The sequence below is a fragment of the Parabacteroides acidifaciens genome, assembly GCF_003363715.1.
Classification (GTDB): Bacteria; Bacteroidota; Bacteroidia; order Bacteroidales; family Tannerellaceae; genus Parabacteroides; species Parabacteroides acidifaciens.
Genome location: NZ_QREV01000007.1, coordinates 61,749 through 87,855 on the forward strand (window position 1 = coordinate 61,749; position 26,107 = coordinate 87,855).

Consider the following 26,107-nt stretch of genomic DNA (forward strand, 5'->3'; position numbering starts at 1 on the left):
GTACGGCTTCCCCGCAAATTATCAATGGTTGAAGTGTTAATTAGTACTGCTGTGTTTCTAATAAAAATTAATTGCTAACGAATAAGCCTTTTATCGAAAATAAAATTATCTTTGTCTGGAAATATAAAGAAAAACGTAATAGTCAATGGGCTCCGCGCTTTTTTACCACAGATTGAAAGGAGACGAAAATATGGAAGCGAAAATTGACATTGAAAGAATAAGGAAAGGGGATCATGTTGCTTTTAAAACTTTCTTTGAATGTTTCTATCCTAAATTGATGGCACTTGCTTGTCGTTTTGTAGATGAGCAAGTGGCTAAAGATTTGGTGCAAGAGGTTTTCGCTTCTTATTGGGAGCAGAAAAAGATGATACAACCGGATAATATTCAATCTTTTCTCTTTAAATGGCTACAAAATAGTTGTCTGAATCATATTAAACATCAAATGGTAGTCGACGAATATGAATCGCGTGTTCGTATTGCAGAGGCGCGTATTGCTTTTTTAGGTGAAACCAGCGATGCCAATGAAGTCCTTAAGTCTGTTATAAATCAAGATTTGCGTGATATAATAGAGCTTTCCGTTAATAAATTACCTCCTAAATGTGCACAGGCTTTCCGATTGGCCTACTTCCATGATATCAGTCATAAAGAAATAGCCGAAATTATGGGAATATCTTCGCGAACAGTTGAAGGGCATATCAGGCAGGCGCTTATTTTTCTCCGGGAAGACCTGAAAGGACTTTTTATGCTTATTTTCATGCTTTGTAACATAAATTGAATTTTTCCTCATATTTGACTACGTAGTTTGTTTCGTCTTAGTTGTCTTCTTTGTATAAACACAATAAAAAGATGGACGAACAATTACTCATACGATTCCTCACTCACACTTGTACTCCGGAAGACCTCCGGTTAGTCGACCGGTGGATTGCTTCCAATAAAGCGAATGCAGATTGGCTGTTTGAGATGGAACGTGTCTGGAGTTTGAAAGATGAGCTACGATTTTCAGATAAAAAGGAGATAGAGGAGGCATATAATCGTTTTACCCTTTCCCTGGGAAAGGGTAAAAATGCTGTTCAGCATTTTTACCTATATTCAATATTAAAATATGTGGCAGCTGTCCTCATCATCGGATTATTAGGATTGAATCTTTATAAAATGGTTCAACCGGCAACTGTAGGCGAGAATACGGTTGAAGTACCCAAAGGACAAAGAGCATCTCTAATGCTTTCCGATGGAACAAGGATCTGGTTGAATTCCCAAAGTAAACTTATTTACCCGACACAATTTTCTGACAAGGAAAGGAATGTCCGGCTTGAAGGGGAGGCTTTTTTCGAAGTGTCCCATAAGGAACATCTTCCTTTTGTCGTTCATTCACCTTTGCTGGCAATAAAGGTATTGGGTACGAAATTTAATGTAAAAGCTTACTTGAACGAAAAGTCCGTTGTCACATTAGCAGAGGGAAAAGTTGAAGTGGAAACAAACGACTGTAAAAATAAATTGACTCTTAAACCAAACGAACAGATTTCATATTCGGAAAGTTCCGGTTTGACATTGGAAAAAAATATCAATACGAATACGGTTAAGTTGTGGATGAACGGAGAAGGCGCTTTCATCCAATGCCGACTTGATAATATTGTCCGTGATTTGGAACGGAAATTTGATGTGAAAATAATTATAACAGATCATTCTTTAAGTTCTGAGATTTTTACTTGCCGCTTTAAGGAAACAGCTACGATTGAACAGGTTTTACATTTGCTGAAAGAAACCCGGAGATTGGATTATTCATTTGAAGGGGAACAAATACGGATTTTCAAACCATTAAAATAAAAAGCCTATGGGAAAGGATTTATAAAAACGAAGGCTGAAGATACGGCAATATCTTCAGCCGGGATTAAGCGAGTAACGCTTTAGTGAACCTAAATTTATTACTAACTAATCATTTACAAATGTATGCATTATATTATGAAAAATACGCCATGCGGTGTATATAAATCGTCATGGCTTCGAAAAAGTCTAAATATTATGAGATGTGTTATATTATTCATACTATTGGGAACCTTACAGTCTTTTGCTAATTTGAGCTATTCACAGTCGGTGAAATTGTCATTGAATATGGAAAATACGACAGTACAGGAGGTCCTCGCTACTATTGAACAAAAAAGTGGTTTCTATTTCACTTATAATTTAGAACAGGTAAAAGTAACTCGTAAGGTAACTGTCAACTTTAAGGATAAGACAGTTCCCGAAATGTTGGATGAACTATTTGCAAAAGAGAATATCCATTATGTGATAAACGACAAGCATATTGCCTTATATAAAGGAAACGACAAGCAAGCTACTTTACAAGCAAAGATAAATATAAAAGGCGTAGTAACGGATAAAAACGGAGAACCGATCCCCGGTGCCAATATCATTGAAAAAGGAAATCCTACTAATGGGACTATTACCGATGTCGATGGGAATTACACTTTATCCGTTTCTGGAAATTCTGTGTTGGTAGCTTCTTATATAGGATATAATAGAATCGAAATTCAAGTTAAAGATCGTTCCGTTGTTGATATTACATTATCAGAGGATACGCAAGCATTGGAAGAGGTAGTTGTCGTTGGTTATAGTACCCAGAAGAAAGTAAACCTGACTGGCTCGGTCTCCACTGTCAATTTTGAAGAAATGTCATCAAGGCCCGTTACTGATGCCTCTCAAGCGCTTAGCGGTGCCTCACCTGGCCTTCAGATCATGCAAAGTTCTGGGCAACCTAATGCAGAGAGTTTTTCTTATAATATTCGCGGCGTCGGGACATTGAATTCTTCCAGCCCTCTTATTCTTGTTGATGGAATGGAACAAAGCATCAGTATGGTCAATCCTTCTGATATAGCCAATGTTTCCATCCTTAAAGATGCGGCTTCTTGTGCCATATATGGAAATCGCGGTGCTAACGGTGTTATCCTTATCACGACCAAAAACGGTACGGAGGGTAAAATTAGTGTGACGTATGATGGCACAGTCTCATATAATGAACCTTTCAAAATTGTTCATACAATTTCGGATTATGTCCAGTATATGAAATTGATGAATGAATCATCTAATAACTTGGGAAACTCCGATATGTTTTCTCAGAGTTCTATTGATCTTTGGGAAGCAGCAAAAGCTGATCCTAACGGAATTTCTGCTTCGGGTTATCCGAACTATGTCGCTTATCCCAATACAGACTGGTGGGATGAGATTTATACGAAGCAATGGATGCAGAAACATACGATTTCACTCAACGGCAAGGAGAAGAAAACAGGTTATTCAATGAGCTTTTCCTATATAGATAATCCGGGTATCATGAAGAATACGGGATATAATCGCTATATGGGGCGTGTGAACTTGTATTCTGACATTACCGACTGGCTGCGGGTTGGAACTCGTACATCGGGAAATGTTACCGATCAAGAAGTCAGTGTTACCAGTTATAATGGGAGCAGTCATATCAATTCCATGAACACGGAGAAGATGGTTCCTTGTATATATCCGTATTATGATGGAAAATATGGTGCGCCGGAAGGACCCGAAGAGGATCCGCAGTCGCATAACGGGCTTTGGGATAATGTATTGAATGGGTTTGACAAATATTCACAACTTTATACGGAGTGGTATGCTCAAGTCAAGTTTCTGAAATATTTTACATATAACTTTGATTTTTACTATCAAGATCTTCGCCGTGAGAGAAAAGTCTCGGACGCTTCCGTTGGAAAGTTCAGTTTTTCTAAGGGGGCTTATTCAACAGGAGCTGATGACCCCTCAACTCTTTATACGCGTATGTATTATACAAGAACGAATCGCACGAAGTTGAATCATTTACTTAATTATAACCAGTCTTTTGGCGTTCATGATGTGTCGGCTATGATTGGCTATGAGGAAGAAACGTATGGTTATAGGGAGACGAATGTGAGTAAATTAGGACTTACAGATGCCGCTGTAAATGATCTTGATGCCGCTACAACACCTTACTCGACGGCTGGTTATGGGACTGAATATGCCGCCCGCTCGGTGTTCGGACGTGCGAATTATGCTTATAAAAGCAGATATTTGCTTGAGTTTAACTTACGCTATGATGGCTCTTCGAGGTTCTCTCCTGATTATCGCTGGGGAGCTTTCCCTTCTTTCTCGGCTGGCTGGCGTATGAATGAAGAGTCGTGGCTTAAACCAGTACAGTGGTTGACAAACTTGAAACTTCGTGCTTCTTGGGGTAAGCTGGGCAACAATGCAATCGGCAATTATGATTGGCAGTCTGTATATTCGGCAGCAAATTATTCTACCGGTCAAGCTTTGACAAGTGGTATTGCCATCACTTCTATTGCCAATGCCGCTCTTACTTGGGAAGAGACAGCCGTTACCAATGTGGGGCTTGATTTTGGTTTCTTTGATAATAAATTGAACGGAAATATAGATGTTTATAATAAGTTGACTACCGGAATTTTATATACTCCTGATATGTATATGGTGATGGGGAATGCGACTGCTCCGAAAGCGAATATTGCGGAAGTTACGAACAGGGGTGTTGAATTGGAGCTTGGATGGAGAGATAATATCGGCAAGGATTTCAGCTATAGCATTAAAGGTCAGTTTTCTTTTAATAAAAACTTTGTCAGCAAATATAAAGGTAAATTGGAAAAAGGATGGAATGAGGAACATACGGAATATTCTACCAATATAGGAGATGTTTCTACCGGTAGTACTACAAGAGTTATCGAAGGACATCAGATTAATGAATTTTATCTTCCTAATGTTTATAATGGTAACGGTTCATATTTCAATGCGGACGGTACGGTCAATATAAATGGTGGTCCTAAAGATGGTATGATCCGTACGGAAAACGATATGCAATGGCTTCAGGCCATGCAAGCGGCAGGTTATACTTTCCAACCTTATAATAATATTGCTAAAAATGCACTTTGGTATGGCGAGTATATTTATGCAGATGCGAATGGAGATGGAATTTATGGTAATTCATATGATTCTGAATTTCAGGGAACTTCAACCACTCCAAAATATAATTTTGGTATTCAGGCCAGTGCAAACTGGAAAGATTTCGATCTTTCTATGACTTGGGGAGGATCTGCCGGATTTAGTATTTACTACTATGGTAGGGCAAGAAATTCAAGTGAAACAACTTATGGCTATGCAATTCCAGATGCGGTAGCGGATGATCATTATTTCTATGATCCTGAAAATCCATCGGATCCGAGAACCAATCTGTCTTCAAAACAACCTCGTTTGGTTAATGTGTCGGGGGCTCAGAGCTCAGCAAGTTCTTCTCTTCATTTGGAGAAAGGAAATTTCATTAAACTTAGAAATTTGACTTTAGGATATACAATGCCTAAAAGTATTTCTAAAAAGTTTTATGTTGAAAGACTTCGTGTCTATGCTTCCGGGGAAAATCTTTTTGCGATTACCGGTTTCTCTGGTATGGATCCTGAAATGCGTGTTAGCATGGGATATTCTACTATGCGTCAGTATGCCTTCGGTATAAATTTAACATTTTAATTATTTTGGAAACAGCTAATATATTGAAAATATGAAAAAATTATTCAGAAAAATAGCTATCATCGGAACTTTATCGGGTATGTTATTCGGTTTAGGAGGATGTGCCGGCGATCTTCTTGATACATCTCCAAGTTATAGTTTCTCAAGTTCTAATGTGTGGACCAGCCCTATTTTGGCCCGTGCAGCTGTGATGGGTGTATATAATGAACTGTATGAAAAATTCTCTAAAAATTACGATAGCCCTTCTATCGGCATTCCGTTTGATGCCTGGTCGTCCGTAATGGATATTGATATGAACTGGAAAAATAATTGTTTTGTGATTTCCGGTTCTTGTACACCTTCGAATGGAAATGTCGGTAATCATTATAAGTATTATTATACGATTGTATATAGGGCTAATGATGTTATTAACAACATTGACAATGTCCCGGAAATGGAGGACAACGAGAAAGCGCGACTGAAAGCCGAATGTAAATTTCTGCGTGCTTGGGCATATTATCATTTGAATGTCCTGTGGAGAGGTGTTCCCATCTATACGGAAAATGTGGAGAGTTCGGAAGCAACCAAAGCGCGTTCATCGGAAGCCGAGGTATGGGAGCAAGTTCTTTCAGATCTTACGGATTGTATTAATGAGCCTAATCTTCCTGGTAAATATGCTCAAGGTAATAGTAGTTATGGACGTATAACAAAAGGTGCTGCTTATGCTTTCAGAGGTTATGCTTATCAGTTTATGGGAGATTATGCTAAAGCCCTTGTAGACTTTGAAGCAATTGAAGGGCTTGGATATTCACTTTACAGTCCGAGTAATGGCGTAAAAGGAAACAGAGATTTCTTTCAGCTCTTTAAACCGGCTAACGAGCAATGCGATGAGATGATTTTTTCAATACAATGTGTTGAAACAAGTGGTATGGGGAATCCGAGAGGAATCAATTATGGTAATCGTTGTACGGGTGGTTCTGCTTGGAACAATTATCTCCCGAATCCAGCTTTTGTGGAAATGTACGAGTGTGCGGACGGATCTGAATTTGATTGGGAAAAATATTGTCCCGGATGGCATTCGATGACTCCCTTGGCAAGAGTTGCTTTCTTTCTGCGTGACGGACTTCAATCCGGTAAAGGAGAATGGGGTACAACAGAAGCGACCTCTAATTATCAGGCTCTTTATAATAATATGGTTTCTTATGGTGCCGATATGAGCAAATATTTGGATCAAGGAAATGAGGCAAGAATACGTCAGGCATATGAAGATCGTGATCCGCGTCTGATGCAGTCGATTATAACTCCTTACTCGACTTATGACGGGAATCAGGCAGGTGTAGGAAATCATACCTGGACGCTCCGTTGGCCGTACATTCTGGATGCTGGAGAACCTTATGACATCCGTACAGATACAAATTCTAAGTTTTATTATCTTTGGAGGAAATATGTAACAGAGAATGATGAATGTACGACTCGTTGGGTCTATTCCGAAGATATTATACTCTGTCGTTATGCTGAAATTCTTCTTAGGCGGGCTGAATGCTTGAATGAGTTAGGCAGGACGAGTGAGGCTGTTGCTTTTGTAAATAAAGTAAGACAGCGTGTTGGGCATGTTCTTCTTAATGATCAGGCTTATCCTGCGACTGTTGTGAGTGGACAAGAGGATATGCGGCAACGTATTCGTAAAGAGTTTTATGTTGAACTTGGAGGTGAAGACTCTATGTTCTTTAACGAGCTTCGCTGGGGTACATGGTACGACAGGAAGTTTAAAGATCATTCTTCCGGACAGGTAGGAGAACTTAATACGAATGGTTTGATGCAGATTTGGGGTGAGACTACTTACAAGCATCTTAGCGTTGGTGAACAAATAAAGATTTGGCCGATCCCTGCAAAGGAAAGAGAGATGAATTCAAATCTTACGCAGAATCCGGGCTGGCAGGATTAATCTGTAAAATGTGAATAATGAAAATAAGAGGTATAAAATGAAAGGTTTATACCTCTTATCTTAAACTATATTATATTTACATCATATAAATATCTATATCATGAAACGAAGAGCATTTCTAACAACCAGTGCAACATCGCTTGCAGGTTTAGTATTCGGAAGCCGATTGTCCTATCTATCTGAATCGAACCTGGAGAAAAAATATTCAATCGTATTGTTAGGTGATACACACTTTGATACGGAACCGGCCAGTGTGTATCATGCAGACTATAATGAACCGGTAGAATGGTTAAACCGAGTACAACGTGCTGAATTTGCCCGTAATGGGGAGATGTGGCGAGAGCGTTGTCCTTTGTTACTTAAACGGGCTGCCCAACTGATTGGTGCTGACACCAAAATGGTATTTCAATTGGGTGACTTGATTCAAGGAGATTGCGGTAATCCGGAGGTCCACAAAAAAATGTTAGAAGACGTGATGAACCGCTTCAAGTCAGAACTTCATGGTTTGCCCTTTGTGACTGTGACGGGTAACCATGATATCCGAGGAACGAACGCAAAAGAGGCTTATCATACCTATATGCCGAAACGGATGTCTGAGGAATTAGGAAAATCCATTATTCATACGAACTTTTTCTTCACGATCGGTAGTGATGCTTATATTGTACTGGATTTCAATGACCCGGATGATACACTCATTGATCAGATGCTAAAAGAGTGTGAAGGAGCCCGACATACGTTCATATTGACTCACGGTCCGATTTTACCCTATGACGGAGGAAGCTGCCGATGGTTCTTCCATGGAGGTAAGTCGGTTGAAGAGACTGCTGCACGTAGACATTTTCGTAAAATATTTGCCCAACGGAACGCCTTGTGTATCTGTGGACACATTCATACGACTGAATTGGCAGATTGGTATGGGGATGGTGGCCGCATTACACAAATGACGGTTAATAGCGTCTGGTCTAAACCGGAGTTAGGGACCTATTCTTGTACGTCGGATCAGCCGCGGGATTACGGTAATATTCACGAAATGGCTAAATCCAAGAGAAAAGAGGACGGATCCAAATATGAGGACGACATTGAGCTGTTGAATGAATATAAATCCGGTTTGAAAACCTATATCCGTTCGACTTCGGCAGGCTCTTATAAAATGAATGTTTCTGACCAGCATGTAACTATCGATTTCTACGCTGGTAATTCAAAGGAGATTAGTAAACATTTCGAGTTGAGGTGATAAATGCGTACTCATCCAAATATAGTTTTATTGAATGTGACGCGAGAGTAGGGTAATATTTTGGCGTATGCCAATTTCCCTTACCCTGCTATAATCAGTAAAATTTCACGAGCGAAAATTAAATAATTATTCAAATGAGAAAGAGTGTATTTTTATTATTATTGTTTGTTTTGCCATTGTATATGTTGTTACAAGCGCAGGAAAAAATGGTGCCTTTTTGGGGAAAGCAAGAAGTGTATCTGATTAATCAAACTGAAAAAACTTTTCATCTGGTAGATGCTCTCTTAAAAGATAACCCTCCTTCCTCTGGTAATCCGACATTGGCTCGTAAAGCGGCATTACAATTATTGGATGGTGTATTTCATGATACGCGTTTGGATGGTAGCGGAACTCTCTCCCGATTCATGGAATCTCGTTTGGGCGTGCTTTTGGAAGATATGCAGAAACCATTGGTAGAGGGTATTAAAGTGTATAAACTCTATAATGACGGATTTATCGTAAAGACAAAAAGTGTTACTGTTGCTTTTGACTTGTATCGTGGGGGAGCTATGAAGGAATCTCCTTCTTTGATTTCAGATAAAACGATGCAAGCTATTGTTGAACAGTGCGATATTATGTTCCTTTCTCATAATCATCCGGACCATATAGATCCGGTTGTCGTAAAAATGTTTACAGATATGGGAAAACAGGTGGTTGCTCCGGACAATAGTTTGGTTGGAAATAAATCGGTAACTCATATTCGTTCGGAGCAGATTATTGATAAAACATTCAAAACAAGAGGGGGCAAGCTGGATGTAAAAATATTGCCGGGGCATCAAAGTGAACTGATTAACAATATCCATGTGGTGACGACTCCTGAAGGTTTTACTTTCGCACAGACGGGTGATCAATATAGTGAAGATGATTTGGAGTGGTTATTTGATGTGAAAACAAAAATTCCTGCATTGGATATTTTATTGATTAATTGTTGGGCGAACCGTTTGTCCGATACGATTGAAGGGTTCAATCCAAAACTCGTGATTACAGGACATGAAAATGAATTGGGACATACGATTGATCATCGCGAATCTTATTGGACTTCATTTATTAAATTAGAAGATGTTAGAATCTCCAGTTGCTTAATGACGTGGGGAGAAGTCTATTGGTATAAATAACAGCCTAATTTCCAATTAAAACTAAATACGCAGAAAAATGAGACATTATCCAATCGCTACGACGACAGTCAAATAGGTGGAAAAAAGCTTGTTGTGTCCAAGAAAAAGCGACATCTATTCTTGAGAGGGATTCGCTCTACTCAATACAAAAGTAAATCTTCTCCTTTCAATCGTTAAAAAGCCCCCTCTAAATAAAAATATAACCTTTCCGTAAGTAGTTTTCCCGGATAAATCGTCTATACTTGTAGAAACGTTTCTTTGTTAGCGTACGTTATGAATAGACCGAAAGAGGAAGATCGAGAGTTGATTCAGTTTAAGGAGCTATATAAATCGAATGCTCCGATACTGATTTTTTATGCCGGGAAATATGTGGATGCTACTACTGCCGAAGACTTGGTGCAGGATGTATTTCTTAAAATTTGGCAGAAGAGGACTTTCTTGTTTTTAAAAGAAGGGATAAGGACTTATCTATATCGTTCGGTTCAGCATGCCTGTCTGGATTATCTGAAGCATCAGGAGGTAAAAGGTGATTATATCAGTACCGTCACAACTAAATTGAAAGTAGAAGAGATTTATTATAATGATGATCCGCAATCTCTTTTTGCGGAAGATGAACGTTTGGAGCTTATCTACAATGAGATGGACAAGTTACCTGGAAAATGCCGTGAAATCTTTACCATGTCTTATTTGGAAGAGCGAAAGACTGCAGAAATAGCCGTGTTGCTCAACATATCTACCCGGACGGTGGAAGCGCAGCTTTATAAGGCACTAAAGATTTTACGGGGTATTTTAGCAGGTTTTTTGATCTTTCTTTTAAAATTCTGAGACTTGGCGTAAGTATATCCGGAAAGTTAATCGTGTATAATATAAACAAGCATTGGAATGTCTGAGAAATATAACATAGAAGAATTGATAATCCGTTTTCTGCAGCAGGATATAAATGAGGAAGAACTCCGTTACCTGGAATCCTGGCTGGAGGAAGATGCGGAACACAAATCTTATTTCTTTGATCTGAAATGTATATCAGATTCCAGCCGTCGTCCTTTCTTTTCGAGAGAAGATGTGAATGAGGCAAGTTGGCAGAAAATGCATGCCCGTATGGAAAAACGCTATGAAACGGTGTCTTCTCTTGCAAAATCACAGACATATGGTTTATGGTTTTCGCTGGTAAAATATGTTGCAGTTGCGGTATTGGCCGTCGGATTAGGCTGGGGAGTCCATGCGTTTTATGGAAATGCAAAATCGTCTTATTTGGCGGAAGAAAGTATCGTATATAATGAAATACATGTTCAAAAAGGTGGGCGTGCCAATACGGTGATTTTGTCTGACGGAACGAAAGTTGTGCTGAACGCAGCAACAACACTAAAATATCCGGCCAGTTTTAACGGGAAAAACCGCCAGGTTTATCTGGATGGGGAAGCCTATTTCGAAGTAACTAAAAATGAAGAAAAGCCATTTGTCGTTAAGCTGAATAAGCAGGACATAACAGTGTTGGGTACGACATTTAATGTACAAGCTTATAGTAATGAATTATATAGTGAAATAACACTTTTGAGTGGGCAGATTTTGTTGGAAGCATTCAATGAAAAGGGAGAATCTATGAGTCGTATGTATTTGAAGCCTGATCAGAAAGCGCTATCGGATAATAAAATGGGTTCTGTTTCTCTACAAGACGTAAATGCATCCCTGTCAAATGCGTGGATTAACGGAGAGTATAAATTTAAGGATGCGTCGTTGTCTTCCATTGTTAAACGTCTCGAGAATTATTATAATGTAAAGATCTATCTGGACGATAAGCGTCTGGAACAGATAAAATATACAGGTACATTTTCACTGGATCAGGATATTCTGGATGTACTTCGAATCATCGATTATGAAAAACAGTTCACTTTTAAGCGGGTGAAAAAGGAAATATTCATAACAAGTAAATAAATTGTATAACTATTAAATATAACTGCCTATGCATAAATTCCCGGTCATTTAAAAGTAGAATCGGAAAATGGTTGCAACATTTCCCGATTCAAAAATTATTTTTAATTAGTTAACCGTTCTCCTTCGCTCTTGTCTGGAAAACTCTGCGAATGAGACAATTTAATAATAAAAACATCCAAATGTATGAAAAAAGAACGAGATGATAGTGCTTTACTGTCACTAAAAATAACACGTATTATGAAAATCACGCTAATGCTCATATTAGTAGGAATACTCCAAATCTCCGCGACAACTTATGCCCAGGAGCATCGTATTTCAGTTTCAGTAGAAAATGGAACATTTTACGATGTCGTCTCACAGATAGAGAAACAGTCCGAGTTTATGTTTTTCTATAAAAGTGAAGAGATTGATAATGACCAACGTATCAACCTGAATGCAAAGAATAAACTCGTATCGGAAATATTTAATGAAATCACGAAGAATAATAATCTGACTTACAAAATTACGGGGAAACATATTATTATAACAAAAGCAATGGTCAACTCTCAAGCTTCAAGAAAGATCACAGGAGTGGTCACGGATGAAAATGGAGAGCCGATTGCAGGGGCTAATGTTGTAGAAAAAGGAACGACAAACGGAACAATTACAGATGCTGATGGACGTTTTACTTTAGACATTGCAGATAGAGCCGTGTTGATTGTTTCTTATATCGGTTATAATACTCAAAATATTCCGATAACACAAAAGAACTCGTATAGCATAAAGTTAAAAGAGGATACGAAGACGTTGGATGAAGTTGTAGTAATTGGTTATGGTTCTGCCCGTAAAAAGGATGTAACAGGAGCATTAACGCGTGTAGATGTTACCGAAAAATCAACTATTCCTAATGTTAACCCGGTACAAGCTCTGCGGGGAAGTGTTGCAGGGGTTCGGGTTATTGATACAGGTATGGCAGGAGCAGATGGAACGATACAGGTTAGAGGGACGACCTCTATAACTGCAAGTAATGATCCGCTGATAGTATTGGATGGTGTTCCATTTTCAGGAGGACGTTTATCGGATATTAATACGAATGATATTGAAACGATTGATGTTCTTAAGGATGCCAGTTCTACAGCTATTTATGGCTCTCGTGGTGCTAATGGCGTTATTATGATCACGACTAAAAGAGGTAAAACGTCGAAACCTCAGCTGAATTATAATGGTTATGTCGGTTTTTCTGATTTTGCCAATATGCCGAAACTTATGAGTGGTGAACAATATCAGCAATTGCGTAAAGATGCCGAGGTTTATATGAACCAAGAGTTGCCTTTTCAAACGATTGAAGAAGAAAATATAGCAGCCGGCCGAACTATTAATCCTTGGGATGTGATTAAGCAGGATGCTCCGATGACTGAACATGAATTGAGCATTTCTGGAAAGGGAGAAAAAATGACCTATTATCTTTCTGGTTCTTTTACATCTCAGAAATCACCTTTAGTCGGAGACCAATTTAAAAGATTATCAGTGAGAGCCAATTTTGATCTTCATGTTACAGATTGGCTTGAAATTGGAACAAATTCCAGTTTTGCGACAAAAGACTATTCAGGAGCTGAGGCCAACTGGGGAGATGCTGCAAGAATAAGTCCATATTCGTCTATTCGATATGATGACGACGGGACATTACGTCGCTTACCCTATGGTGATGGTATGGTTCAGAATCCACTGTGGAATGTGGAGATGAAAGATAATAAGGAGATTTCGTATGGAGTGTTTAATAATAACTATATGATAATTAAACTTCCATTGAAGGGTTTGAGTTATCAGATGAACTTATCTAACAACTTGCGATTTAAGGATGTAAACAACTATACACCAGCGTATAATCGTGACGGTTCGTCTTGGTTAGGAAGCGGCTCGAAAGAGCATCAGTTTACCCATGATCTTATTTTTGAAAATATCGTCAAATATAATAATACGTTTGCAGAAAAGCATAATGTGGATGTAACGTTGATGTATGGTTACGAATATAGTAGTGCAAATAAATCAACATTAAGCAGTAATAATATATTTAATGATGCTTTGGGATTTAATGGATTAGGCATTGGTGAAAATCATACGGTAAGTACGACAGCGGGGAAATCTGCCGCCGTATCAAGTATGGCACGTGTCGGTTATCGTTTTGCTGATAAGTATATGGTAAACTTGACTGTTAGACGAGATGGCTATTCTGCTTTTGGTAGTGATCGTAAATATGGAACATTCCCTTCTATTGGTTTAGGTTGGGCTCTTTCTCAGGAACAGTTCATGAAAAATATTTCCTGGTTAGATTTTTTGAAATTACGTTTATCATGGGGTAAGAATGGTAATCGTGGAATTAGCAGTTACGAATCATTAAGTACGATGGATTTGGCCCGATATGTATTTGGTGATGGAGGAAACACTTCAGTCGGACTTTATCCTACTTCTATGGCAAATCCTTTGTTAGGATGGGAAACCTCACAGTCTTATAATTTAGGCTTGGATTTTACTTTGTTTAATAGTCGTTTGAACGGTAATATCGATTTATATAGTACAAAAACGACTGATCTTTTGTTGGAAGTTAGTATACCAAGCATGACGGGCTATGATAAGTATTTGACTAATATTGGAGAAACTCAAAACCGAGGAATTGAACTGACTTTAAATTCCGAAAACATCAGTACGAAAGATTTTTCATGGAGTACCTCATTGAATTTTTCAGCTAACGCGAATAAGATTCTTCATCTTTCAGGGGAAGATTTGGATGGTGATGGAAAAGAAGATGACGATATAGGGAAAAGTCGTTTTATCGGATATTCTATGGGATCAAACTATAATTATGTTTTTGATGGAATATGGCAGGAAGGGGATGATTTTTCTATTGACAAATCTGCAAAACCGGGCGATATAAAGTTTAAGGATATTAGTGGCAATGGTTCGATTGGTCCGGAAGATCGTATGGTTTTGCATAATAACCGTCCGAAATTTACAATGAGTATGAATAACATGTTCATATATAGAGATTTTACGTTATCCTTTTTATTGGATTTGAGATGTGGTGGATATGCTGCAAATAATTGGATAAATCCGGGAACAGAATATTATAATCGTTGTAATCAGTTGGATTTACCTTATTGGACTCCGGAAAATCCTTTAAATGATCGCCCCAGTGTTGGTTATTCCAATCCGCGTGGTTATGGATTTTATGAAAAGTTGACTTATTTGAGATTGCAGGATGTTTCTTTGGCGTACAGTCTTCCAAAATCACTAATTCAAAAGTTAACATTGAATAATGTAAAAGTTTATGTTAGTGGAAAAAATCTTGCAACTTGGACTGGTTGGCATGGATGGGATCCGGAACATGCTTCCGGAGGGAGAGCTTCCAAGAATGGTCCATTGATAAAATCATGGGTTTTGGGACTTCAGATCAGTTTATAATTAAAAAACGTAGTAAAGATGAAAAAATCAAGATACATAGTTTTGTTCTCTACGCTTATTTTATTGTTGGGAACACAGGTGTCATGTAGCGATAGCTACTTGGAAGAGAAGCCGATGGATAAATTCAGTCCGGAAAACTTATTGACTTCTAAAAAGGGATTTGAGACAGTAATTTACTCCTTACATAATTTTGCTCGTAGCGGACTTTTTCAGTCGAATAATGAAGATGTCATGAATACCGGGACAGATGTGGCATGCAGCGGTGTCACAGATGGTCGTTTCTTTAATGATTACAGTCTGATTCTACCGGAGCATGCAACCCCCAAGTTCTATTGGAACTGGGCTTATCAGAAAATGTTGAAAGATGCTAATCTTGTTGTTACCAGGGCAGAGAATCCAAATGTCTCTTGGACAGAAGACGAAAAAAATGCAATTGTAGCAGAGGCTAAGTTTTTTCGGGCTTATACATATAATATTTTAGTGAATCTTTTTGGAGGTGTGCCTATTGTCGATAAAGAAGAACTGAGTCCTCGTTTTGATTATACACGTGCTTCACGGAAAGAAGTTCTTGAGTTTATCCAGAAGGACTTGGAATTTGCAGCCCAATATTTACCGATTGTTACATCTGATGCTTCACAAGATGGACGTATTTTTCGAGCTGCGGCAAACCATCTGTTATCAGAAGTATACATTAGTTTAGGGCAAGAAACAGGAGATCAGTCATTTTATGATAAATCGATAGCCGCTGCGACTGCTGTTATTGATGGTAGTTGTGGAGAATACGCACTCGTGAAATCCCGTTTTGGTGATACAAGCCGTCCGGGAGATTATTATTCTGACTTGTTTTGGACTAACCAACAAAATAGAGCCTCAGGCAATAAAGAGGGGATATGGGTCGTACAGTTCGAATATTTGACTCCGGGAGCCGAAGAAGCTAACAATGCACAACTTCGTCTTTGGGGACCTAAAATAGAAGATGTAACTTATCCTGATGGTAAAAAGATTCTGGTTTGTGACACAGTAGGACGTATGCAGGGGATTATTCGCCCTTTAAATCATGCTAATTATGAGATATGGGATGATCCGAACGATATGCGTTACTCTCCGTATAACTTTAAGAAAGATTTTTATATGAATAATCCTGATTCTAAGTATAATGGGGAAAAATTAGTTCTGACAAAGAAGGATGATGGCAAAATGTATATTACTTTGTCTGATGGAACAATAACGGATAAATCGGTTGATACATTTAGAGTGTGTTATCCTTACTTCCGTAAGATAGAAGGGGAAATGCCTTGGGGGGCTATGGCTGGAAGGACACCTAATGATCGGTACATAATGCGTCTTTCTGAAACTTATTTGTTAAGGGCGGAAGCCTATTTCCATAAAGGAGATTTGGCAAATGCTGCAAATGATATTAATGTTGTCAGAGGAAGAGCACAAGCTAAACCCGTTCAGCCTGGTCAAATATCGTTAGATTATATTCTGGATGAACGTATGCGCGAATTAGTTGTTGAAGAACCGCGTAGAAAGACTTTGGTTCGACTGAATAAATTATATGAAAGAACGATGAAATATAATTTCAGGGTTAAGGACAATATGGAACCTTACCATGAATTATGGCCAATTCCTCAAACAGCAATTGATGCGAATACGGGTGCAAAATTATTACAAAATCCCGGTTACCCCGGAGCTGCCGAGTAAATAATACAAGTGAGGGAGCGGGAGCTTTCCTGCTTCCTCATAGTTTGTAACACGATTAATAATAATAGGTATGCAAAAAGTATTTCGACTTATTTATATGATGCTTATGTGCCAGGCTTTTATTTCTTTTTCGCTTCTTGCGCAGAAAAAGGACTTTGTACTGGTTGAAGCAGAGAGTTTTAATGAAAAAGGTGGATGGGTATTGGACCAGCAGTTCATGGATCAGATGGGATCTCCTTTCCTGTTGGCTCACGGTATAGGAAAGCCGGTACAAGATGCTTCGACGGAGGTGATGATTCCGAGAAAAGGAACTTGGCATGTATATGCCCGTACATGGAATTGGTGTTCCCCGTGGAAGACGAAAGAGGCTCCGGGTAAATTTAAAATTGCTGTAAACGGGGTGGTTCTTGATAATGAATTGGGAATGGGAACACAATGGGATTGGGAATATGCCGGAAGTGTCGAGATAAAAGAAAAGAGCAATATTGTTACATTGAAAGACTTGACCGGATTTGAGGGACGATGTGATGCGATCCTTTTTACAAAGAACAAAAATTCCGCTATCCCCAACCGGAAAGACGATTTGTCGGTGTTCAGAAAACAACTGTTGAATATCCCGGTTAAACCGGAAGATGGAGGCCATTATGATCTCGTTGTAGTTGGAGCCGGTACAGCAGGGTTGAGTGCTGCTATCAAAGGGGCACGGGAAGGTTTGAAAGTAGCGTTGATTAATAACCGTCCTGTTCCGGGAGGAAACAACAGTACTGAGATAAGGGTGGTTGCCAGCGGGGAGATGAATGTAAAACCGTATACTGCTTTAGGAAATGTAATCAGAGAAATACGGAATGTATATAGTAAGGAAGATCAGGTTATTGAAATGATACAAGCGGAGAAAACGCTGTCCTATTTCCCGAATATGCATGTGTTTGCAGCTTCCAAGGAAGGCAAGCAGATAAAGTCTGTGACCGCTAAACATATTGAGAATGGAAAAGAGATAGAGTTCTTTTCCCCATTGTTTGTCGATTGCTCCGGAGATGGCAACTTAGGTTATCTGGCGGGTGCCGAATATCGTGTGGGGCGCGAGATGAGGCAGGAAACAAGAGAAACATTAGCTCCGGACAGGCCGGATAATATCGTGTTGGGTGCGACAATTTCATGGAAAAGCAAAGTGATGCCGGCTGAAGTATCATTTCCGAGATGCGAATGGGCGATACAGTTTAATGATGAATCTTGTGAAAAGGTTATTTCCGGTAGTAATTGGTGGGAAAGCGGTTTCCGCTATGACCAAGTAAATGATGCAGAATATATCCGGGATTATCTGTTCCGCGCTATCTATGGAAACTGGGCTTTCCTGAAAAACGACAGTAAGTTTAAGAAAGAATATGCAAACCGGGAACTGGACATGATGACTTACATTGCCGGAAAACGGGAATCACGTCGTCTGGTAGGAGATGTATTCTTTGTACAACAAGATATAGAGAAGGAGTATGTAAGGTATGATGACGCTGTTGTAATAGGAACCTATTCGATAGACCAACATTTCCCGACTCCTAAAAATACATTCTTTTTCCCGGGAGAGGAATTTATTTCAACAATGAAACATTATTTTAATGATCTGGGAACTCCCCGCCGTTATTTGCGTGATGACCAGGTTCCACCTCCTTATCGTATTCCTTACCGTTGCCTCTATTCTGTTAATGTCGATAACTTGTTTATGGCAGGGCGGAACATCAGTGTCTCGCATATTGCATTATCTTCTACCCGTGTACAAAATACAACCGGGATGATGGGGGAAGTGGTTGCTGCCGCAGCTATTCTTTGCAAGAAATATAATTGCCAGCCGCGTGAAGTATATATTAAACATTTGAAAGAATTATTAGACTCATTAAAATAGGAAAACTATGATGAACAGACGAGCTTTCTTAAAGCAAGCAGGCATTTTTTCGGCTGCAATATTTCTGCCATCCTGTTTGAACAAGGTGAAGGAAGAGAAGAGAAATCCATATTTGTTGGTTGTTTCTGGCTGGCAGGATGTGAATATTGGGGATATTGCCCATACGCCAGGTTTGCTGCATATTCTGCAAACATATCTGCCAGAAGCAACTATTACCTTGTGGAAACGGAGCAAGAACGAAAAGGTAGAGGCTTTGCTCAAAAAGAATTTTCCTAAGATAGATATTCTTTATGGTAATCCGGATAAAGATTTTACGATTACAGACGGCAGATTATTGGAGGCCATTGATCGTGCGGATGTCTTTATTCACGGTTCAGGGCCGTCGGTTGTTGCGGCTAACTGTTTAGAGGCTTGGCGTAAAATCACGGATAAACCTTTCGGAATTTACGGAACAACTATCCAGGAGATATCACCTTCTCTGAAAAATCTGTTGGAAGATGCTTCATTTGTTTTCACCCGTGAGACAGCTTCAATCGGGAAACTGAAGGAAGCAGGGATCACGAAGCCTGAAATCCGCTTCGTACCTGATGCAACCTTCGCTCTGAATATTTATGATGAAGAAAGTGCTCGTGCTTTTTTAATTACTAACGACTTGGAAGACCGTAAATTTATTTGTGTGATTCCCCGTTTGCGAAAGACGCCTTATTGGTTGATTCGGCGCGAGAGTTATACGGAGAGACAAATAGAGGAGACAACGGCATTGAACAATAAGTGGAAGGAAGTCGACCATGCCAAAGCCCGGGAAGCAATCATTCGCTGGGTAAGGAAAACAGGAAATAAAGTTCTTATTTGTCCGGAAATGACTTATCAAGTCGATATAATGGATGAACTTTTGATTGATCCTCTACCGGATGATGTCAAAAAAAATGTCGTCAAGCGGGGATATTGGTTGCCTGATGAGGCGGCGTCTCTCTATAGCAAAGCTTTTTGTGTTCTTAGCTTTGAATGTCATTCACCTATTATCTCTCTGCGAAATGGGACACCTGCTTTTTATCTTCGCCAGCCGGAAGATACGATAAAAGGGCAGATGTATTATGATTTGGGCTTTGATGAATGGGTGTTTGAGATTAATGATACGACAGGTGAACAGATTGCAGATTGTCTTATGAATGTTTATTCTAACTATGATAATGCGCAGGCATATCGGAAACAGGGTATGGATAAGGCCTCCGAATCATTTGATGTGGGAATAAAAATTGTTTCTCAATTCTTATGAAAAGACTTACATGTTTGAAAGCAAAGGCGTAAGCTTTTGCTTTCAAACATGTAAGTTTTCTGTTTAACACATAGTATGGTCTTATTTCTTTTTAACCCAGATAATAGGTGCATTTAGTTTTTTTCGTTACATTAGCACCTGTTTTTAATAACTCGGTTAATGATTAAGAAATAATACCTTATGAAACACTTTCTTTTACTGCTCCTGTCTTTTTTTGCTCCGGTGGTTTGGGCGCAGCAGGTAGAACAATTTAAGCTCTGGCCGGATAAGCCGGAAGCCAGTGAGGCGGAAATCTTTGTTTATCATCCGGCGAAGAGCGGGAAGGCGGCGCCGGCGGTATTGATTTGCCCGGGCGGCGGATATTCAGGGCTGGCGATGGACCATGAAGGGCACGATATGGCGAAGTGGTATGCTTCGAACGGTTTTGTGGGAGTTGTTCTGAAATACCGGATGCCGAAAGGCGTGCATACGATTCCGTTGAGTGATGCTGAGAAGGCGATGTCCCTTATCCGGGGAAATGCAGCCAAATGGAATGTTGATACCCATAAAGTTGGCGTTATAGGTTCGTCTGCCGGCGGACATTTGGCCGCATCTCTCAGTACATTAGCTGCGGATGCCAACCGGCCGGACTTTGCGATCCTCTATTATCCGGTGATCAGCTTTGATAAAATGAATACGCACGGCGGTTCCAAGAAGAACCTGCTGGGAAATGATATCGGCAACCAGGAGTTGATCGACCGCTACTCACTCCAGAAACAGGTGGATGACAAGACGCCGAAAACATTGCTTCTGCTGAGTGATGACGATAAGAGCGTTCCGCCGTTGAACTCGATTCTCTATTATACGGCTTTGAACGAACATCATATTCCCGCTTCCCTCTATATGTTTCCCGACGGAGGGCACGGATGGGGCTTCCGGTATAACTTTACATATTACCAGGAAGTGAAAGACCTGATACAGAAATGGCTTAAACATATAAAAATCACCGATTAATCCACATACATGATGAAACCGATTACATTATTACTGGCAGCCGGTTCGTTGCTGCTGAGTGCACAAGGCGTTTCTGCGCAGACGGATAAACCCGTGAAGAAGGACTATTGGAATGCAAATACCTTGCTGATCCCGTATCGCCTGCCGCCTGCCCCGGCCGGATATAAGCCGACTTATATCGACTTGGACGGAGACGGCGATCCGGATATTCTGCGTACGGTGACGGCTAACGGTATTCCTGTGCAATGGATCGATGATGACGATGATATGCAATATGGTGATCTGGAAGGCGATACCGATAACGACTGCCTGATGATCGACCGCAACAGGGATGGCATTTACGGTGGTTATGGCGACTTGATTATCGATTGGGTAGGCGAAGATGAGGATGGCAATCCGGCTATGCAGGTCGTTGTCGATAACATCCCCGAGGCAGATCGGATGAAGACCGGTAACGGCCATTATATGTGGGTGATCGACACGGACAAAGATGACGTGTTCAACTACGTCGACTGGAATACCTTTACGCTCCGCTGCTGGATACATAACGGAATCAGCGACTTCTACGAAGATTATCACGGGAAGAGCGCTTTCATGAAGATACACAGCTCGACCGAACGCGTAAACGATGTCCGTATGAACTGGGAGAATCCCTTCCTGTTTTATGATCCCGACAACGACGGGCTGACGGAAATGGCAATCCGTTTCTGTGATACGCCTAAGATTGTGAAGGAAGACGGGCAGGCAAATTCCGTCCTTGCCGGAAGTATCGACTGGGCCTCCATCTCGATAGATATGGATAATGATAATGGTCCGGGCAATGAGTTCGACCTGGATATGACGATCCGCTTCACCGGTCCCGGTTTCAGCTACAAAGACCAGAAACATATCAACAAGAATCTGCGCGGACTTCCCGAAGCCGATACTTTCTTTATGGATGCCCGCTGGCGCCAGTTGCCGGAACTGCTGTATCCGGATCATGATGCCGCCTGGGATCTTACATTTAAGAAAGGAAAATGGGATGAAGCCTGGTTCACGTATGACGAGGATGACGACTGCAACCGCTGGGAACGTGTCGAACTTTATCAGCCGCTCGATCCCTTCAAGGTCGGTAAAGGACAAGGCGGTATCGATAATAACGGCCAGTCGGACCCGGCAGGTGACCGGGGCGAATGGGACTTGGATAACTCCGGCCACGGCCAGTTGTACGTCAGCCCGATAGACGGAAAGATTCATCTTTACGGAGCCGAATGGGGCTGCTGGCGCATAGACCAGAACGCCAAGTTCTACCAGGGAATGGGTGGAATCTATGACGGTTACGGTCCGAAACGTATCGAGACTGAACCGACAGTATTCCCAACCGTGAAATATACGGATACGGATAATAACGGTTTCTTCGACCTGATGGAGTTCGATCTGGATGGTGACAAGGTCTTCGAACAGCGCATTTCCATGAAGGAACTGGGATTGGACGACCGTTGTCCGATCATCAATACCGCTGACATGAAGTATAAAGACTTCCTTGATCTTCAGTCCCAAGTCTCCGACAATATGTGGAAGAATGCTGAAAAAGCGATTGAAGTAGCGAAAGCCAAGAAGTTGAACACGAAATGGTATGCCCTGATGTTACAGCCGAAGTCTACCCGCGAACGCTATCATTACGGCTTCTGGTTGCAGTTCTATCTGTATAATGACCTGAAGGATTTGGCCGAACGGACAAACGACAAGGCTTTGGCTGGTGTGATTGACAAAGCTTATTTGCAGGGTAAATGGGAGCTGATTAAATAATTGAATTAACGAAAGAACAAGAATAGTATGAAAAACATTTCAAGAAGAACCGCCATCAAGACAGTATTGGCAGGCAGTGCAGCAATGGCCGTATCCGGTATGGAAGCAGCCGCTCCCGCGAAGAAGAAGAAAGTGGAGAAACCCGAACCGCTGAAAGGCAATATCCGCCATTCCGTGAGTAAATGGTGCTTCGGCAGTTATCCTCTGGATGAATTTTGTGAGATATGTAAGAATATAGGGATCGAATCGATCGAACTGCTCGACCCGCAGGACTGGCCTGTGGTGCAGAAGCATGGCTTGACTGTTGCCATGTGCCAGGGTGCTGGCTTAGGCATCGACCGCGGTTTCAACGATCCGAAGTTGCATGACGAACTGGTTGCCAGCTACGAGAAAGTGATTCCGATGGTGGCTGAGGCTGGATTGACCAACCTGATCTGTTTCTCCGGACGCCGCAACGGCCTGACCGACTTGCAAGGATGGGAAAACTGTGCGCAAGGGTTGAAGCGCCTGATGCCGTTGGCAGAGAAGCACAATGTCGTGCTGACGATGGAGCTTCTCAATAGCGTAGGACATAAGGATTACCAGTGCGATCATACGATTTGGGGCGTTGAGCTGTGCCGCCGTGTCGGCTCTCCCAACTTCAAGCTGCTGTATGATATTTACCATATGCAGATCATGGAAGGGAACATCATCGAGAATATCCGCAAATACCACGAATACTTCTCCCACATTCATACCGGAGGCAATCCCGGACGTGCGGAGATCGACGAAACGCAGGAACTTTACTATCCCGCCATCATGAAGGCGGTTGTGGAAACCGGTTACAAAGGTTTCGTCGGACAGGAGTTTGTCCCGAAGCAGGAAGACAAGATCGCTTCACTTGAAAAATGTATCCGTATTTGCGATGTATAAACGAATGAATATGAAGAGAGTTGCTATTTATCCCCTATTGCTGATCTTCGCCTTGTGCGGGTGTAAAGGAAAGACGGATACCGCTTCGGTGGAGAACGCTTTTAAGCCCGGAGAAATCTGGCCGGACAATAACGGCGTGCATATCAATGCCCACGGAGGCGGAATGTTGCAGCAGGGCGACACCTATTATTGGTTTGGCGAACATAAGACGGAAGGTGAAGCGGGCAACCGCGCTTTAGTCGGTGTGCACTGCTATTCTTCCAAAGACCTGTATAACTGGAAAGACGAGGGAATCGCCTTGTCTGTCTCGGAAGATGAATCCAGCCCGATTGTAAAAGGCTGTATCCTGGAACGTCCGAAGGTGATCTTTAATAAGAAGACAGGCAAATATGTGATGTGGTTCCACCTCGAGCCGAAAGGTGCGGGCTATGCAGGAGCCAAGAGCGGCGTTGCCGTGAGCGACAAGGTCACAGGACCTTACACGCTGCTTTCCGCCGACCGTCCGAATGCCGGCTTCTGGCCGAAGAACGTGCTGGAGATCCATAAAGGCAAGGTGCCCGAAGAGGCAAAAAACGGTTTCGGTGGCGGCGACCTGCCTGCGCATCCCGATACGCTGAACCTGTTAGGCCGCGACTTCGAGAACGGACAGATGGCACGCGATATGAACCTGTTTGTAGACGATGACGGGAAGGCTTATCATATCTATGCTTCGGAGGATAACAGCACGCTGCATATTTCCGAACTGACGGACGATTACACGGCCTGTTCCGGCAACTACGCCCGCTTCTTTGTCGGTCGCTTTATGGAAGCGCCTGCCATGTTCAAGAAAGACGGCAAGTATTACCTGATCATGTCCGGTTGCACCGGTTGGGCGCCGAATCCGGGACGTTCCGCTGTCGCTTCCTCTATCTGGGGACCTTGGGAAGAGCTGGCCAATCCCTTTGTGGGCGCCGATTCGGAAACCTCTTTCCATTCACAGAGCACATATGTGCTGCCTGTTCCCGGAAAACCCGGACAATTCATCTATATGGGCGACCGCTGGACACCCCAAAACGCCATAGACGGCCGCTACATCTGGCTCCCTATCCGCTTCGAAGGTGATCAGCCTGTTATCGAATGGAAGGATAGCTGGAAATATTAGATATGTTTTGTGCGGCTGCATTCAAACTTTCACTACTTTTGCAGCCGCATAAAACAAACAAGAATGAAACCAACATTGTCAATTAAGTCTAACCCTTTTTCGGTTAGAGAATTAAAGGATTACCTGGGCATTGCCTTAGGTATGATTTTGTACGGTATAGGATGGACTGTTTTCCTGTTGCCGAACGATTTGCCATCGGGAGCTGTTCCGGGTATCGCCTCTATTATTTACTGGGGGACAGGTTTGCCCGTACAGTACACTTACTTTGCCATTAACGGCTTTTTACTGTTGCTTTCGTTGAAGATCTTAGGATGGAAGTTCAGCGTGAAGACAGTGTTTGCGGTTTTTGTTCTGACGTTTTTCCTTTCCGTGATACAACAATTGACTGCCGGACTCCAACTGTTGCAGAACCAGCCCTTTATGGCTTGTATTCTGGGCGCTATCTTTTGTGGTGGCGGTATCGGTGTCGCTTTCGCGTCGAACGGCAGTACGGGCGGAACGGATATCATTGCGGCGATCGTCAACAAATACCGGGATGTCAGCCTGGGACGTATGATTATGTTCTGCGATATGATTATTATTGCATCCAGTTATTTTGTGTTGCACGATTTGGAGAAGGTGGTTTACGGTTATGTGACGCTGTTTGTCACCGGCTACATGATCGACCAGGTGGTCAACAGCTCCCGCCAGTCGGTCCAGTTCTTTATCATTTCCAATAAATATGAAGAGATCGGAAGGGAGATTAATGCCTTGCACCGTGGCGTGACTGTGATCGACGGGACAGGGCTTTACACAGGGAAATCGGTAAAGATGATGTTCGTGTTGGCAAAAAAGAGCCAGTCCAATACGATCTTTCAGATCATCAATGATATCGACCCGCGGGCCTTTATTTCCCAGAGTGCCGTTATCGGTGTGTATGGCGAAGGCTTCGACCATTTGAAAGTAAAGAGTAAATCATAAATTGACAGATTGTCAAAAAGTCAAATCCGGCAGGGTTTCCTTTGCGTGTAGCAGGGAATCTGCCGGATTTTTTTGTATAATCGATTCTCGCGGACTTAAGGTTTGACATTCTGCTACCGGGATGGGAGAACGGATATCTTTTTGCTTCGGGGAACGGTTTTCATAGGCATGCGGTTGGAAGGCGTGGTCATTATCTGTTCTGATATCCGGCAAAATGATAATCTGGAAAGG

Annotated in this window: 17 protein-coding genes; all 17 read left to right on the forward strand. The window is 41.4% G+C overall.

The features are described from left to right. The first annotated feature begins 190 nt into the window (after positions 1-190). The 17 genes from DWU89_RS04750 (at position 191) to DWU89_RS04830 (ending at position 25,876) form a co-directional block, all read left to right on the forward strand. Positions 191-775 carry an RNA polymerase sigma-70 factor gene (locus tag DWU89_RS04750; RefSeq protein ID WP_115498583.1) on the forward strand — a complete coding sequence of 195 codons (585 nt, stop codon included), beginning with the start codon at positions 191-193 and terminating at the stop codon, positions 773-775. A 71-nt stretch (positions 776-846) separates the two neighbouring features. Beyond that, positions 847-1,824 carry a FecR family protein gene (locus tag DWU89_RS04755; RefSeq protein WP_115498527.1) on the forward strand — a complete coding sequence of 326 codons (978 nt, stop codon included), beginning with the start codon at positions 847-849 and terminating at the stop codon, positions 1,822-1,824. A 285-nt stretch (positions 1,825-2,109) separates the two neighbouring features. Then, on the forward strand, positions 2,110-5,526 hold the full coding sequence (locus tag DWU89_RS04760; protein WP_115498584.1) for a TonB-dependent receptor: 3,417 nt from the start codon (positions 2,110-2,112) through the stop codon (positions 5,524-5,526). 31 nt (positions 5,527-5,557) lie between these two features. Further along, positions 5,558-7,450, forward strand: a complete 1,893-nt coding sequence (locus tag DWU89_RS04765) for a RagB/SusD family nutrient uptake outer membrane protein (protein WP_115498528.1) — start codon at positions 5,558-5,560, stop codon at positions 7,448-7,450. A gap of 166 nt (positions 7,451-7,616) precedes the next feature. Further along, positions 7,617-8,684 (forward strand): metallophosphoesterase family protein, encoded by a 1,068-nt coding sequence (locus tag DWU89_RS04770; RefSeq protein ID WP_244205850.1) that lies wholly within the window; start codon positions 7,617-7,619, stop codon positions 8,682-8,684. A 134-nt stretch (positions 8,685-8,818) separates the two neighbouring features. Beyond that, the gene (locus tag DWU89_RS04775; RefSeq protein ID WP_233547819.1) at positions 8,819-9,838 is read left to right on the forward strand and encodes an MBL fold metallo-hydrolase; all 1,020 of its coding nucleotides are present in this window, start codon (positions 8,819-8,821) and stop codon (positions 9,836-9,838) included. Positions 9,839-10,111: 273 nt separating this feature from the next. Further along, positions 10,112-10,663 (forward strand): RNA polymerase sigma-70 factor, encoded by a 552-nt coding sequence (locus tag DWU89_RS04780; RefSeq protein WP_115498530.1) that lies wholly within the window; start codon positions 10,112-10,114, stop codon positions 10,661-10,663. Positions 10,664-10,720: 57 nt separating this feature from the next. Next, positions 10,721-11,770, forward strand: coding sequence for a FecR family protein (locus DWU89_RS04785; protein WP_115498531.1), 1,050 nt, complete (start codon positions 10,721-10,723; stop codon positions 11,768-11,770). A gap of 183 nt (positions 11,771-11,953) precedes the next feature. Next, entirely contained in the window at positions 11,954-15,208 is a 3,255-nt protein-coding gene (locus DWU89_RS04790; protein ID WP_115498532.1) for a TonB-dependent receptor, read from the forward strand. 18 nt (positions 15,209-15,226) lie between these two features. Beyond that, positions 15,227-16,912 (forward strand): RagB/SusD family nutrient uptake outer membrane protein, encoded by a 1,686-nt coding sequence (locus DWU89_RS04795; protein ID WP_115498533.1) that lies wholly within the window; start codon positions 15,227-15,229, stop codon positions 16,910-16,912. Between the two features lie 70 nt (positions 16,913-16,982). After that, positions 16,983-18,806 (forward strand): FAD-dependent oxidoreductase, encoded by a 1,824-nt coding sequence (locus DWU89_RS04800; protein WP_115498534.1) that lies wholly within the window; start codon positions 16,983-16,985, stop codon positions 18,804-18,806. A gap of 85 nt (positions 18,807-18,891) precedes the next feature. Then, positions 18,892-20,082, forward strand: coding sequence for a polysaccharide pyruvyl transferase family protein (locus DWU89_RS04805; RefSeq protein WP_244205851.1), 1,191 nt, complete (start codon positions 18,892-18,894; stop codon positions 20,080-20,082). Positions 20,083-20,262: 180 nt separating this feature from the next. Next, a complete protein-coding gene (locus tag DWU89_RS04810) occupies positions 20,263-21,075 on the forward strand; it encodes an alpha/beta hydrolase (protein ID WP_115498535.1) in 813 nt (270 codons plus the stop codon). A 12-nt stretch (positions 21,076-21,087) separates the two neighbouring features. Further along, positions 21,088-22,863, forward strand: a complete 1,776-nt coding sequence (locus DWU89_RS04815) for a hypothetical protein (RefSeq protein ID WP_115498587.1) — start codon at positions 21,088-21,090, stop codon at positions 22,861-22,863. Between the two features lie 27 nt (positions 22,864-22,890). Then, positions 22,891-23,775, forward strand: coding sequence for a hydroxypyruvate isomerase family protein (locus tag DWU89_RS04820; RefSeq protein ID WP_115498536.1), 885 nt, complete (start codon positions 22,891-22,893; stop codon positions 23,773-23,775). Between the two features lie 10 nt (positions 23,776-23,785). Continuing rightward, positions 23,786-24,916, forward strand: coding sequence for a glycoside hydrolase family 43 protein (locus tag DWU89_RS04825; RefSeq protein WP_115498588.1), 1,131 nt, complete (start codon positions 23,786-23,788; stop codon positions 24,914-24,916). A 63-nt stretch (positions 24,917-24,979) separates the two neighbouring features. Continuing rightward, positions 24,980-25,876, forward strand: a complete 897-nt coding sequence (locus DWU89_RS04830; RefSeq protein WP_115498537.1) for a YitT family protein — start codon at positions 24,980-24,982, stop codon at positions 25,874-25,876. The last annotated feature ends 231 nt before the right edge of the window (positions 25,877-26,107 follow it).

Bases quoted from the DNA above. Each gene is read 5' to 3' on its own strand.
- DWU89_RS04825 (WP_115498588.1), top strand. From the start codon at position 23,786: ATGAAGAGAGTTGCTATTTATCCCCTATTGCTGATCTTCGCCTTGTGC.
- DWU89_RS04795 (WP_115498533.1), top strand. From the start codon at position 15,227: ATGAAAAAATCAAGATACATAGTTTTGTTCTCTACGCTTATTTTATTG.
- DWU89_RS04755 (WP_115498527.1), top strand. From the start codon at position 847: ATGGACGAACAATTACTCATACGATTCCTCACTCACACTTGTACTCCG.
- DWU89_RS04800 (WP_115498534.1), top strand. From the start codon at position 16,983: ATGCAAAAAGTATTTCGACTTATTTATATGATGCTTATGTGCCAGGCT.
- DWU89_RS04775 (WP_233547819.1), top strand. From the start codon at position 8,819: ATGAGAAAGAGTGTATTTTTATTATTATTGTTTGTTTTGCCATTGTAT.
- DWU89_RS04765 (WP_115498528.1), top strand. From the start codon at position 5,558: ATGAAAAAATTATTCAGAAAAATAGCTATCATCGGAACTTTATCGGGT.
- DWU89_RS04785 (WP_115498531.1), top strand. From the start codon at position 10,721: ATGTCTGAGAAATATAACATAGAAGAATTGATAATCCGTTTTCTGCAG.
- DWU89_RS04750 (WP_115498583.1), top strand. From the start codon at position 191: ATGGAAGCGAAAATTGACATTGAAAGAATAAGGAAAGGGGATCATGTT.
- DWU89_RS04790 (WP_115498532.1), top strand. From the start codon at position 11,954: ATGAAAAAAGAACGAGATGATAGTGCTTTACTGTCACTAAAAATAACA.
- DWU89_RS04830 (WP_115498537.1), top strand. From the start codon at position 24,980: ATGAAACCAACATTGTCAATTAAGTCTAACCCTTTTTCGGTTAGAGAA.
- DWU89_RS04810 (WP_115498535.1), top strand. From the start codon at position 20,263: ATGAAACACTTTCTTTTACTGCTCCTGTCTTTTTTTGCTCCGGTGGTT.
- DWU89_RS04780 (WP_115498530.1), top strand. From the start codon at position 10,112: ATGAATAGACCGAAAGAGGAAGATCGAGAGTTGATTCAGTTTAAGGAG.
- DWU89_RS04820 (WP_115498536.1), top strand. From the start codon at position 22,891: ATGAAAAACATTTCAAGAAGAACCGCCATCAAGACAGTATTGGCAGGC.
- DWU89_RS04815 (WP_115498587.1), top strand. From the start codon at position 21,088: ATGAAACCGATTACATTATTACTGGCAGCCGGTTCGTTGCTGCTGAGT.
- DWU89_RS04760 (WP_115498584.1), top strand. From the start codon at position 2,110: ATGGAAAATACGACAGTACAGGAGGTCCTCGCTACTATTGAACAAAAA.